Origin of the sequence: Wolbachia endosymbiont (group A) of Philonthus cognatus, from assembly GCF_947251755.1 — a bacterium.
GTDB lineage: Bacteria > Pseudomonadota > Alphaproteobacteria > Rickettsiales > Anaplasmataceae > Wolbachia > Wolbachia pipientis.
Genome location: NZ_OX366388.1, coordinates 480,536 through 493,847, shown reverse-complemented (window position 1 = coordinate 493,847; position 13,312 = coordinate 480,536). Strand labels below are relative to the sequence as shown.

The window sequence follows — 13,312 nt, the reverse complement described above, 5'->3', positions numbered from 1 at the left end:
ATGATATAACTTACAGCATATTTGCAGTAAGGTGTTATTTATGAAAGAGACAAAAGGAAAAAATAATAAGAGTCCAGTAGTTAGATTAAAGGCCACAGCTAAAGAGTTCAATTTTAGTAAATTAAGAGCAGATCAAGATAATAAATTAGCGAATTCCGGTGAAACAATGTTCTTAGATTTTCAAAGGATGAATTTTATTATTAACGGAAAAGAAATAGATAAAAATCTTATTATTGCATTTAAGGAAGGAGCTAAGCACCGCAGAAGCGAACTTTTTAATAGTGATGATATATATAATGACGAAATATTTAACAAAAAAGGAACAAGAGAAATAGATACGGATCGTGGCAAAGCTTTTGTTGCTTCAGTACTCGAAGATATTGAGAAAGAGCTTGTAAGTGACGCATTGGGTGAGCTGTGGAAAAATCACTGCGAAGATCCCAAAACTACTGATCATCAAAAAACTGATTCATATAAGAAAGAATTTGAAGAATTTTACAATGCTGGCCAAAGGTATATCCATCTATTACCAACAGAGAAAGATGAAAACAAGGATTACCGTTCCTTTGCAAAAGAAGTTTTCAAAAAAATGTTCAGATACGCTGGGGCAGAAGTTCCAAGTGATGCTATTTTAGAAGAGCTAGTTACCAATTGTAATCAAGCAGGGTATGAGGCTGCTCCATTTATACAAACCCAACTTGCACTTGGACAGTCGTTCATAGTAGAAAATCCTAAAAAAGTAATAAACATTGATTGTGCTAACCAAAATAATGTGAGAATTAGATCTGATATGAGGCTACCAATACTCTCTGTTAAAAATCAAGTTATGCATGGCGATAAGATATGTAATCTGTCTAGTTCATTGGAATTTACAATTGAATCTCACAATGGTGAAGACTTTGTAACATACAGAGATGGTAAATTGTCACTTACTATTCCTAAAGAGTTAAAAAATTATAAAGATAATGGCAAGAGCTTGTTTGACATTATTAAAGAATATTTTCAGAAATTCTGTGCAAAATTAGGATTTAAACCTGAGACAAAAATACAAATAGAGCATGGCTTCGGTGCTCAAAGTAACTATTTAGATGGTACAATATCAACCACAGGATCAGATGCAAATGAAGAATTTATCAATCTTTTAAGCGAAAATCTCAGAGAGAGGTTATTGGGGTCAGGAGTTGCTCTAGAAGATGAAGATGTTGATGATATTGTTGAAGTCAGAGTATCTACCGTTATAGATCTATTGAGTGATTATGCTAAATTGGAAGATAATAAAGAACACAGAGAGTTATTAATAAGTAAAGTAGCAGATAATTTAGGACTTTCCACTCAAGATAAAACAGCACCAGAAGTATTGATGGAATTAGGCTCTTTACCTTCTTTGATAAAAGGTCAGGTTAATCATAATCAAGTGCAGTCTGTTGTAAATACTTTTATTAAGTTAATTATTGAAGGGAAAAGCGAAGTATACAAAAAAGGAGGTGCGATTAATGCAATTGATGCAATTCATAAGGAGATAGATAAGGCAATTGTTGAGCAAGAAAAAAAAGCAACCAACAAACAAGATATAGAAAATGATAAATGGACAGATAGAATCAAAAAACAGAATTATTCTGCGGAATCACATGAACATTTACCTTAAAGATATTAGTAGGCTCTTTAAATATTTTAGAGTTCATGGTTACAACGGTTGCTATTTTACAGTGCATCTCACAACACTTTCTTCAAAAATATACATGTTAACATACCCTGGACGTACAAGATCACACTTATACCCAAGCTTTTCATAAAATACTTTCGCTTTTTGAAAATTCATGGTTGCAACGGTTGCTATTTTACAGTGCATCTCACGACCATAATCATGAACTTCTTCCATTAGCTGCTTTCCCATACCTTTTCTTCTATAATCAGAATGTACCCAAAGCAAGTCAGTGTAAATTGAACCATAGATAACAAAACCGCTACAACCTGCAATAATTTGTTCAGTATCATCGCGAATAAAAAAAGCAAATGGGTTACACGTACCTTTATCAACGGTTTCTTCATTAATCTTTTTGAGTAGGAATTCAATGTCTTTGCTACTTGGTGATGTGGTGTGTTCTATTTTCATCTCTCGGCCTAATACCGCATACTGATTTCTCTCTTTATCTTATATAAATTAATTAAGTAAAGTGAATACAGTATCCACACTACTAAAAAAAATGTGGCACAAAACATAAACATTGCAACCAGTGGCAACAGCAGGGAACTTTCTATTGCTATTCCACCTTTTCTCAAAATGCTTGCTGGCTGATGGAGAGTGGACCATAAATTCACGGAAAATTTTACTATAGGAATATTTATAGCACTAAAGATGGCAAATACTGCTGCTGATTTTTCTGCCCTCGCTTCATTATCAAAAGCGCTCCACAATGAAAGGTAGCCAACATATAGGAAAAGTAAAATCAGCATTGAAGTAAGCCTTGCATCCCATACCCACCAAGTGCCCCAGGTTCCTTTTCCCCAGATGCTGCCTGTGATTAAGCATATTGCCGAAAAGATTGTCCCTGCAGGAGCAGCAGCATGTGCCAAGACACTAGCAATGCTATTGTTCCATACCAATGAAATGAAACTGAGTGATGCAATTAATCCATATATTCCAAGAGCAAGCCATGCAGAAGGCACATGAATGTACATGATTCGTACAATTTCTCCTTGTTTATAATCTTCTGGAGAGAAGAATAACGCCAAAGACATTCCAATTAAAAAACATGCGAAACAAATAACCCCAAGCCAAGGTAGAGCTTTCTTAGAAAAATAAGAGAAATTTGTAGGCTTTAATAAAAACATTCGTTTTGAGAATAATTGTGTTAAGAATTTACCAATTAGTTTGAGTTTTATCAACAGGATAGTTTTTCTATATTTACGTAGGTCAACAAATTAGCATAATTTCAGTAGCAGATTGCTAGCCATTATTTTTAGTATAACGCTATATAAAACATGACCATTAAAAAGCTTAATCTACACTTAGTATCAGATTCAAGTGGTGAAACTGTTATATCAGTTGCAAAATCAGCTCTGAAACACTTTCGTTCTATAGAAACGATCGAATATGTTTGGTCTTTTGTGAAAAAAGAGGAGCAGATTGACAAAATTCTGGAGGAAATTAATAGGAAAAGTGATGAGCATAATTTTGTTATATGCACTATTACTGATGATGAGCTAAGAAAATATTTAAAAGATAACTGTATAAAGTTGAAAATTCCCTATAGAGCAATATTATCACATATTATTAGAGAAATTTCGTCCTATCTTGAAATTGAAAAAGACGAAAAGCTTGACTTGCATACTGAGATAAATAACGAATATTTTCAGCGCATTGAGGCAATAAACTACACTATTAATCATGATGATGGACAAAATATTCAAGATATTGATAAAGCAGATATAATTTTGGTTGGAGTTTCACGTACATCAAAATCTCCCACCAGTACGTATTTAGCTTACCGAGGCTATAAAGTTGCAAATATTCCTTTTGTTAGTGGAGTACCCTTTTATGTTGACTTGGCAAAATTAAAAAATAAACTAACGATAGGGGTAACAATAGACGTAAGTAGGCTAATAGAAATACGCAAAAATAGACTTACTTCAATTAACAACGAAGATAATAATATATATGCTAACCCTGAGAAAGTAGAAAAGGAAATTAAAGAAGCAGAGGAGCTCTTTAAACAGAATAACTGGCCAATTATCGATGTCACGCAAAAGTCGATCGAAGAAGTATCAGCAACAATTATACAATATTTTAATAAAATGTTATCAATTGACTAACTCTTGATAAGTGATTATAATGTAAAGTAATTTAATTCTTACTATAGATATGAAAGTCAAAGGGTCGCTAAAATCTCATCGTAACAGAGATAAAAATTGTAAAGTTGTGAAAAGGGGTGGTAAGATTTACATTATAAATAAGGTAAAGCCAAGGTGTAAAGCGCGTCAAGGTTCTTAGCTTTTTGTTCACCTTTTCATGTTATATATTTTTTATATGTGAAAGTACGGTGCTTATATCTAAAAAGAAGCAAAAATTACTGTGTTTAAGCGTAACCTTACTCATTTCTTCTCTTACATTATATTTCAGCATTAGCACAATTACAGGTAAACGTGGCTTATTGACGTTAATCGATTTAAAAAAAGAAATCGAGTACAATGAACTTTTGCTAAAGGATGTCTCTTCTGAAAAGGAAAAGTTGGACAACAAAGTATTTGGCTTATATGAAAAAAGCTTAGATTTAGATCTGCTTGATGAGCAAGCAAAAAATGCTTTAGGTTATGTGAACCCTAATGAACTTATGGTTGTTCTTGACGTGGAATAGCAGTAGTGACCTTACCCAGAAAAAGTGGAGAGAAAGAAAAGAGTTTTTTTGGGTAAAATAAAATTTTGGAGGATTAGAAATGGTAAGAGAATATACAGCAGAGTTCAAATTGGAAGCTGTTAAACTGGCAAATGAACAAAGAAAGGTAGGTCAACCAGTTGCAAAAGTAGCAAGAGATCTAGGAATAAGGGATAGTGTATTAGGAAAATGGATGAAGAAATATAACGAAAAAAAGTCAGCGGCAAATGCATTTCCAGATGTAGCACCTTATGACAAAGAGAGATTTGATTTACAGAAAGAGTTAGCAAAAGTAACAAGAGAAAGAGACATTTTAAAAAAAGCCCTGGCCAGTCAAAAAGAGTAAAATATTTTTTTATAAAAGAGCATAGTAACTGCTATAAAGTACAGGAATTATGTAGGATTTTCTGCTAGTGGCTACTATAAGTGGACCACAAGAAAAATAAGCAGTAGAGAATCAGCAAATAAAGAGCTACTCGAAGCTATTCAAAAAATATATCAAGTTTCTAAATGTAGATATGGAGCTCCTAAAATTCATGCTGAATTGAAGGCTTTGGGTAAAAGTTGCAATTTGAAAACGGTGCAAAGTATTATGCAGAAAAATGACATCAGGGCTATACTGAGAAGAAAGTTTAAAATTAAAAAACAACAAACAGATAATAGAGCTGTAGCTCCCAATATACTAGATCAAAACTTTATTGTTGATCAACCAAATAAAGTATGGGATTACTTACATCAAAACCAAGGAGGGATGGCTATATTTGGCAGCAATAATTCTCACGTATGGTAGTTAATGAGTAGTGCAATAAATAAACAATTGGTTATGAACTCTTTATTAATGGCCATTAATAGGCGTAAACCTGTTAAAAATCTACTGCTGCACAGTGACCAAGGTTCACAATATACTGCGCAAGGGTATCAATATCTCTTAGCTGTAAAGAATATAGATGAGTAATAAAGGCTGTTGTTACGACAATTCTGTTGCAGAAAGCTTCTTTAGCTCATTGAAAAGAGAAATACTTATTGATACTTCACAACACTCTGCTCAACAAACTAGAACTGCAATATTTGAATACATAGAAATTTTTTATAACAAACAACGTCACTATTAACTATTGCATTCCAGAACAATTTGATGCATCATTCTTTTTGTAAAAAACATTCCACACTTTCTCTCCACTTTTTCTGGGTAAGGTCAAAGGATCTTGTGTCTTAAACCTTATCACCAGGGTAACCGTTCACGGAATATTCCCAATTAGGCAGGAATAGCGACTAAATTCTGTAGTTTCTGGACAGGATTCTGATCATTCAAACGTGCAGTCAAAAATATCGAAAGCATTCTTTCAATGAACTTTTCTCCACGTTCTGACCAAGTGAAAAAACTATTTTTACGATAAATGACGTACCGTCTAGCCTGACGTTCTGCAAGGTTATTGGTTGTCTCGATCAGATCAGGATTGCGCACGAATCTCCACATCATATCTTCAGAACGTAGTATATTGGCAGCCATTCTCGAGGCCTGAGTTCCTTTTGCAACCCTTGTTATCTCTCGCAAAAAATGTTTCACCCTTTTTCGAATCTTCCTCATTAACCGGAAAAATCTTAAATTGTCTATCAGGTTTTGTTTACGTGCTCTATCTACCACAAATACCCTGTTGCTCAGCGATTTTAATGCTGCGCCAATTCTGCTCACTTCAACATTTTTACTGTAAAAAAACCTTTCAAAGTCCCTTGCTAAATGGGCCCAGCATATCTGTCTGTTTTCACGATTAAAGTAATTATACGCAGCATACCTATCGCTTATAACTATTCCATCATACTCTGGCAATAGCCCTTTTAATATCTTCTTTCCGCGAGATCCAACTAACTTCATAAGTGTTGCTGTTTTATTCGTTACTACCCAACTCCAACCTTTCTTTCCCTGGTTCCTATGGCTTGTTTCATCTATATGTAAATACTTGCTTTTCCGTAGCTCTTCTCTTATTTTTTCGTATTCAGATATACATTTTTCTGATACTCTACCCTCGGTCTTTGATACCAAACCTAGGCTTATATTCAGATTAAATATGCTGCTCAAAATTTGCTGTACTTCCCTTTTTGAATTGATAAAAAATCCACTAAAACTGCTAATTACTGCTTTTGCATTAGCTCCTAAAAGATCCCTTGTCACACCTTCAGGCAGACTAGCTGAGATCCTTTTCTTACACGCCTTACAGTAGCCTTTTTGTAGCCTATATTCAGTCACTATCGGTTTAATTTTTGGCAATTCAACCTTTTGATGCACAGTTTCTTCTTCTAAAATAACTTGGCTTCCACACATGCAAATTGTATCAATTGAACATTTTACCACCTCATCTGCTACCATCAATTCCCGCTTGTGCGCTTCATGTCCTGGCTGCCCGCCTGGTTTTTTATCGCTCTTCTTTTTTGTCTTTTTGCGATATACATCTTGCGATGGTGGCAGCGATGAATTTTTTGAATTTAAACCCAGCTTATCCTCTAGCTCAATTATTTTTGTCCTTAACTTATCATTCTCTGCTTTCAGAGTACCAACTTCTGACTCCAATACCACAATCTTTTCTTGTAGCACCTCTATCATCAACCCCTCATCTATCTAGTTTATTGTTTTTTATACTAATTATGCAATTTTTGTAAACTACTTTCTTATACCGTGAATGGACAAAGTTGATAAGCCTAAACGCCATCATGTCTTTAGGAGAGTCTGCTAATGAAGGCTCTTAAGTTGACGCCATTGCGTGAACGGTTACTCACCAGGCTTAACAAATAGGTGGCCCAATACTATTAACTTTATGGGTTTACCTTCGTTATTTGCTACTATCCAAACCCCATCGCTCTCATGATCAACAATTTCTATTGGTGCAAATACTACATAATTATTATCATCAACAATCTTTATTCCAAGAGCACCTTCGTCACTTAAGCTCAGGGCTGAAGAAGGAACTTTATATGCAAATCTTTCGCCTGAAGGTAGCCTTACGTTGGCAGTTAGTCCCTGCAAGGATATCATTTTATTATTAGTTACCTTTACTTCTACCCTATAAGACCCAGTTTTAGGCTCAGCAATTTTACTAATAAAACTTACTTCACCTGCCAATTCTTTTCCGTCCAGCAAATTAATTTGAGCTGTGCTGCCTAGCTCTATTTTATTTACTTCATTTTCCGAAACGTATAACACTACAAGAATTTGATCGAAATTAACCACGTCAGCTATTTTTTGCCCAGCATTAACAAAATCCCCTTCGTTTGCATTGATTTTATCAATATAACCATCTATAGGAGATGTGACTGCAGTATTTTCTAAATCCAATTCTAGCCTTTTTAGGTCAGCTTTTGCACTTTGTAACGCAGTAAAAGCTGCTTCTACTTGTATTTGTGCCCCATAGCCTTTTTTATTCAGTTTGTGAGAGGAATCATACTCAATTTCACGCTGCTTTAATAAAGCTTTGGCTTTCTGAGCTTGCTCAATCCTGTCATAATCTTCTATCTTTAACACTACATCATCTCTTTTTACCTTTTCACCATCAGGTAAATAAATAGCAATAATCTTACCACTTATTTTTGAGACAAGGCTAGCTCTATGTAAGGGATTTACTGTACCAGAAAAATTTAAATATATAGTGCGGTTTTGCGGCGCACATTCTTGAGTTTTTACTGAAAAGTTACTAGTTGCATTATCACTATGAACCGCCTGATCTTTTTTTAAAAATGCACTGCTGATAAAAAACAGTAGAATAAAAGCAATACTGGAAATGATGATTACTTTATTTCTCATCTTTAAACAATAGAATTTGTTAACTAATTTTGTTAGAAACAACTGCATAAATTTTCGAATCAGAAATGTAAGTATAATACATGCACCATTGTCACTCCATAAATAATTTTATATGAGAACAAACACAAGATTTTCCTACAATAAGTAAGTTTTCTATTGCAAAAATGCAATTTTGAATCGAATAAAAATGTAAAATTGCAAATAAAGTTGTGCATAAAACTGGATTTAAAAAAATCTCGCAAAACATACTAAAACTTTTAAATAATAACTTTATATCTAGTGGCTTTGCCTTCTCCAAGACGCTGTAAGTATTTCATCCCTAGCAGTTTCTTTGTAATTGCCTCTACTGTTCTTGGAGGAAATCCTAGAGCTTCTATAGCATCTTTTCTACTAAATTCTTTATCTGCAAGGCTAAGTGCCCACTCCCAGAAGAATAATTGTTTTCTTGATAATAAATATTCAGTATTCTCCCTCTCAAGAATATAATGCGCCTCATTTGCTTGCGTTTTGAGCACATTAAGAAAAAATATTAACCATGGGGAAATATCTTCTTTGCCACTTTTCCAGCTACTTTGTGTTTTATTAAGCGCTAAATAGTAATCAAGTTTGTTAGTTTCAATTATCTTTTCATGTGATACAATAGATACAAAATCATAACCCTGCTGCAACAGCATTAAATTAGTCATCAATCTACTAGTTCTGCCATTCCCATCTTGAAAAGGGTGTATTGCCAGATACTCAAAAACAAAGTTAGCAATAATAATAAGAGGATGCTTAAATTTATTATTTAAGGACCAGTGATACCAATCAATAAGCTCTTGTACTTCCTTTCTAACAAGGTAAGGTGGTGTGGGATCAAAAATTATACCAACAACTTTTCCATTCTGATCTTTTGCCTCAACTCTATTAGAACTTGCTTTGTATTTTCCTCTATGATACAAATCTTTTTCACTATAAAGTAGCATCTGGTTGTTAATGTGCAATATTGATGACTCACTAATTGGAATATCCGTATAATCATGAAATATTAGTTTAAGCATTTCTAAGTAGCCAGCAATTTCTTGCTCATCTCTATTTTTAAATTTTTTGACACGTAGGTTTTTATATAGATCCTCAACTTCTTTATCGGTTAGACGATTTCCTTCAATACGGTTAGAAGCGCCAGAAGATGTAACAATAACTGAATGAGTTAATCTTTCAATTGTTTGTGGTAGTAGTTTTTTCGTTACCTGCCAGCTATTTTTAACACTATCAACTGCAGTAATTAACTCGTACACTTGCTCAATTACAGGCCCTTCTAGGTTGAGACGTGTACTAAAACGAAAATTCTTCCAGTTCATATTCTTCTCACATGCATATTATGTGAGATAATGTGAGATAATGTGATAAAAGTCAATAGTAAGCTTTATATGCATAGCAGAGCTAACTACAAAAATTATACATTTTTAAGTGATCCTAACCATATCAAAAACTACAGGGCAAAGCTGTTAGAGGAAGGCTTAATTAGTTAAAAATTTCAATCTTATGTAAAATATTGTCTTATTTTGTAATTTTCTTGTTGACTAACGAGACGATATCTACTTTTCAATAAACTCCATTTGCATTTCTTGTATACTGCTTTCTATTTGCTTTATTTGTTCTATCAACCTTTCCTCTAAGTCAAGATTACCGCTCAGCCTCGCTTCGGTTCTTTCTTTTCGTAATGCATTTAACTCTTTTAGTAACACTATATTATTCCACACAATTTCTGCAGATTTTCTCTCGTTCAGTTGGCTATTTAGTACACTAGTTTTTTCAAATACATACTTTATAACGTTAAACTGTTTCAATTCTTGTAACAAAGCCTCTTTATCGAGTTTGCTTTTGTTACTTATTACATCAATTACACGCTGTTGTAATCTTTTCATCTCATTAGTAAATTCAAAATGAGAAAATTGCTCAAAAAATATAGGACGGTTCAAGATTTCAGGAAATTCTACGGCTATACGCAAAATTACGGCCTGATTTTGCTCTGCTTCAATTAGCTCTGGAGATTTGTTATGAAGATACTCACCTTTTGTTGCTCTAGTTTTACTATTAAAAATCTGTTTTTTGAAGCTACTTCTTAGTTCACTAGCCTTATTGTAAAAATAATCTCTGTAATACCTTCTAATACTGCTGTTGCTAATAGTATTTACATATTCCATGAACTTGTGCTCAAGAATTGAATATTTTTCCGGAGCAAGTTTTTCATAATTTTGCAAATTGCTATCGATTATGTGATGCCATAAATATTCAGAATGCAGTTTTGTTGAATGGTCAAGAGCAGTCAACACGTCTTCTTTCTTGTATTCCAGTTCGTTACATATATCGTATGGATCTTTATTACTCGGCAAAGTCACAAATTTTAACGTGTATCCAGGCTCTAATATTGGCAGAGCAAGTTCTGCAACTCGAGTAGCAGCATGACGTCCAGCACTATCGCCATCCATACAGATGGAGATTTCTTTAGCAAATCTCCATAGATTTTTTATCTGCTCTGCAGAAATTGCGGTACCAAGCGGAGCAACTGCATTACTAATTCCTGCTTGATGTAGCGCTATAGCGTCCATATATCCTTCAACAACGAGTATGTGCTGTTTTTTACGTATTTCGCTTAAAGCAAAGTTTAATCCGTATAAATTCTCCCTCTTCTTGAAGAGCTGACTCTCTGGACTGTTTAAATATTTCGGCTGTTGCTCAGAACTTAGCGCACGTCCGCCAAAACCAATAACTCTCCCTGCAATGCTCTGTATAGGAAATATCAGCCGGTCATAAAAATAATCATGAAAATTTTTGTTTACTAATCCAATATCAATTAAAATTTTGTCTTCAATACCTGAAGAGTTTAAATACTCTTTCAAACCAGAGCTTGGTGCATAACCTATCTTAAATTTATCTATGATTTTAGGTGAAATCTTACGCTGCTTTAAATAATCTACAACACTTTGATTTTTTTGTGCAAACCAATTTGCAGCTAAATCAAGCGCTAAAAATAGTTTATTGTCCTCTTTTGTAATACTAAGATTTTTGGGCAGTTCAACACCTGTAACCGATGCTAATCTTTCCAATGCTTCTTTAAAGCTTAATCCTTCAGTTTGTGAAATAAATTCAAATGCATCACCACTAGCTGAACAACCAAAACAGTAATATAACCCCTTAGTATTGCTCACCGAAAAAGATGGGGTTTTTTCGTTATGAAATGGACAGAGCCCAACAAAACTATCTCCTCTTTTTATTAATCTGACTTTTTTACCTACTATGTCGGATAATAATAATTTTGATTTTATAATATCTATATGATCCATCTTGTTAAATTAGTAGTAGGATAAAAATTATATAGAATTTATACACATCTGACTCGAAATTTATTTCTATAACTAAAGCAATTCAGATTTGCCGACAATGTAGCTATACAAATTCAAGAGCAATCCTGTCATCCAGGTAGCCCACAGAAACAAAAAACTTCCTTGACAAACCTCGCCAGCGCCCTTATCATGAAACTGAAGCTATTTATTTATCTTCTCTGTACAGATTAAATGACAAAAAAACTCAACGTATCTGGCGTCTCATGTTTAATTTTTTGCACTATGTGCACCTTATGTCTTTATCAAATTTCCGGGTTTTGACCTACACAAGCTGAAATACGCTTATAAAGCATTTAAAACATTAAAAAACGCCAACTTAAAAAATGGATAGTGAATAACTAGCTACCCTAGGGTTTCTTTTGCCTTTTTTTCTGTTTAGTAAATTTCTTAACGTTTATAATTTAGATTAGTTGCAGCTTAAAAGCAGCTAAATCGCGGTTATTAAGTGTTTAGAATAAAAAAACGCCATACTTGAAAGTATAATGTAAGTAATTAGCCAACCACGGGGCTTCTTTTGCCTTTTTTTTCGTTTGGTAAATTTCTTAATATTTATACAGAAGGTGTCATTCCAGTGCTTGACACTGGAATGGCTTTGTTGCATCGCTCAAGTGAAAAGAACTGGCAGTTACTGACAAAATTCATTATAAATAGCGATTTAACTGTTGAAGAAAAAATATGCCACAAAAAATGAGGGTCAGTAACCATAGCGAATATAACAAATTTCTAGAAAAAAGAGGAAATATTTTTCATTATATCAACGAAGCCATAGAAAAGTGGTACGAGAATGGTCCAAAAATACCAGGTGGCAACAATATTTATAGCGATAAAGTTGTAATTTTGGTGCACATAATAACTTGTTTATTTAGAATAGGCCTGAGGCAAACAGTTGGGTTTATAGCAGGATACCTTGAGCAAATTGGGAAAAATTTGCAAGTTATCAGCTATTCACAATCATCAAGAAGGTTTAAGAAACTCAATATTAAGATCAATGATTGCAGAATTGATAAAAATAATATGGAAGATATCGAAATTGCTATAGACAGTACAGGAATTAGTATATACAACAACACTCCTGGTCATAGCAAAGAAAATAGCGAAGATAGAAAGTATCGCAGCTATGAACAGACAAGAAAATTGCATGTAATGTTGAATACAAACAGCAAAAAAGCCATAGCTGTAAAATACAGTAACGGTGTCTACTCTGATCACTATGGAGCTTGTGATTTGCTAAAAGAAGTCGATTTTCAGTATGTCATAAAAGTACTATATGCAGATAGGGCATATGACAGAGAAAAGCTCTATAAGCTGTGTAATCAATATGGTATAAAAACGAAAATTCCTCCGAAAAACAACGCAGCAGAGCATCCAAAGTTAGACTATATGGCTGAGAGAAATTCTGCAGTCAAGCTCATAAAGTCATATGATGAAGATGGTATAAAGAAGTGGAAAAAAGAGATGAGTTATGGAAAAAGATCTTATATAGAAGGTTTTTTCTCGCGATTAAAAAAGACATTTGGGTTTAGTTTTAGGAGCAAATCTGAAATTAATCGTGAGAAGGAACTGCTACTCAAGTGTTATTTGCTTAACAAATTTACTGAAATAGGCATGGCTAAGTTTGAGATAGCTTCATGAATTTATTGTACGTTACCTACTATCCGAAGAGCGATGCAACAAAGCCATCCCAGTGTCAGCTACTCGGATGACAAAAAAAGGAGCACTGGGATGACAGGAGAGGGAGGCTACTTGGATGACATCATAGG

12 protein-coding genes and 1 pseudogene are annotated in these 13,312 nt (G+C 33.9%); 7 read left to right on the top strand and 6 right to left on the bottom strand.

Translation table 11 applies throughout. The features are described from left to right. Window positions 1-40 precede the first annotated feature (40 nt). A complete protein-coding gene (locus OPR21_RS02465) occupies window positions 41-1,645 on the top strand; it encodes a hypothetical protein (protein WP_006279635.1) in 1,605 nt (534 codons plus the stop codon). 51 nt (window positions 1,646-1,696) lie between these two features. Here OPR21_RS02465 and OPR21_RS02460 read toward each other — a convergent pair whose 3' ends face one another. Both OPR21_RS02460 and ccmC read right to left on the bottom strand, forming a co-directional pair. Further along, window positions 1,697-2,113 (bottom strand): GNAT family N-acetyltransferase, encoded by a 417-nt coding sequence (locus OPR21_RS02460; protein ID WP_006279634.1) that lies wholly within the window; start codon window positions 2,111-2,113, stop codon window positions 1,697-1,699. An 8-nt stretch (window positions 2,114-2,121) separates the two neighbouring features. Next, window positions 2,122-2,832 carry a heme ABC transporter permease CcmC gene (gene ccmC / locus OPR21_RS02455; protein ID WP_006279633.1) on the bottom strand — a complete coding sequence of 237 codons (711 nt, stop codon included), beginning with the start codon at window positions 2,830-2,832 and terminating at the stop codon, window positions 2,122-2,124. A gap of 150 nt (window positions 2,833-2,982) precedes the next feature. Here ccmC and OPR21_RS02450 point away from each other — a divergent pair, with 150 nt between their 5' ends. The 4 genes and pseudogenes from OPR21_RS02450 to OPR21_RS08730 all read left to right on the top strand — a co-directional run bounded on the left by OPR21_RS02450 (window position 2,983) and on the right by OPR21_RS08730 (window position 5,528). After that, window positions 2,983-3,813: a pyruvate, water dikinase regulatory protein gene (locus tag OPR21_RS02450; RefSeq protein ID WP_065095172.1), complete on the top strand. Its 831-nt coding sequence runs from the start codon at window positions 2,983-2,985 to the stop codon at window positions 3,811-3,813. 49 nt (window positions 3,814-3,862) lie between these two features. After that, complete coding sequence (gene ykgO, locus OPR21_RS02445) at window positions 3,863-3,991, top strand: type B 50S ribosomal protein L36 (RefSeq protein WP_006279631.1); 129 nt, start codon at window positions 3,863-3,865, stop codon at window positions 3,989-3,991. Between the two features lie 49 nt (window positions 3,992-4,040). Further along, a complete protein-coding gene (locus tag OPR21_RS02440) occupies window positions 4,041-4,355 on the top strand; it encodes an FtsB family cell division protein (protein WP_006279630.1) in 315 nt (104 codons plus the stop codon). 79 nt (window positions 4,356-4,434) lie between these two features. Further along, window positions 4,435-5,528: pseudogene (locus OPR21_RS08730) on the top strand (IS3 family transposase). 100 nt (window positions 5,529-5,628) lie between these two features. On the opposite strand, the gene tnpC reads toward OPR21_RS08730, so the two are convergent. The 4 genes from tnpC to dnaG all read right to left on the bottom strand — a co-directional run bounded on the left by tnpC (window position 5,629) and on the right by dnaG (window position 11,492). Then, the gene (gene tnpC, locus OPR21_RS02415; protein ID WP_265022247.1) at window positions 5,629-6,972 is read right to left on the bottom strand and encodes an IS66 family transposase; all 1,344 of its coding nucleotides are present in this window, start codon (window positions 6,970-6,972) and stop codon (window positions 5,629-5,631) included. Between the two features lie 165 nt (window positions 6,973-7,137). Next, a complete protein-coding gene (locus OPR21_RS02410; protein ID WP_265030123.1) occupies window positions 7,138-8,214 on the bottom strand; it encodes an efflux RND transporter periplasmic adaptor subunit in 1,077 nt (358 codons plus the stop codon). Window positions 8,215-8,423: 209 nt separating this feature from the next. After that, window positions 8,424-9,506, bottom strand: coding sequence for a Fic family protein (locus tag OPR21_RS02405; protein ID WP_077188585.1), 1,083 nt, complete (start codon window positions 9,504-9,506; stop codon window positions 8,424-8,426). 237 nt (window positions 9,507-9,743) lie between these two features. After that, window positions 9,744-11,492: a DNA primase gene (dnaG, locus tag OPR21_RS02400; protein ID WP_265030122.1), complete on the bottom strand. Its 1,749-nt coding sequence runs from the start codon at window positions 11,490-11,492 to the stop codon at window positions 9,744-9,746. A gap of 574 nt (window positions 11,493-12,066) precedes the next feature. On the opposite strand from dnaG, the gene OPR21_RS02395 reads away from it, so the two are divergent. Both OPR21_RS02395 and OPR21_RS02390 read left to right on the top strand, forming a co-directional pair. Beyond that, window positions 12,067-12,243, top strand: a complete 177-nt coding sequence (locus OPR21_RS02395; protein ID WP_265030121.1) for a hypothetical protein — start codon at window positions 12,067-12,069, stop codon at window positions 12,241-12,243. Then, the gene (locus tag OPR21_RS02390) at window positions 12,228-13,184 is read left to right on the top strand and encodes an IS5 family transposase (protein ID WP_265029893.1); all 957 of its coding nucleotides are present in this window, start codon (window positions 12,228-12,230) and stop codon (window positions 13,182-13,184) included. The genes OPR21_RS02395 and OPR21_RS02390 overlap by 16 nt, the downstream gene beginning before the upstream one ends. The last annotated feature ends 128 nt before the right edge of the window (window positions 13,185-13,312 follow it).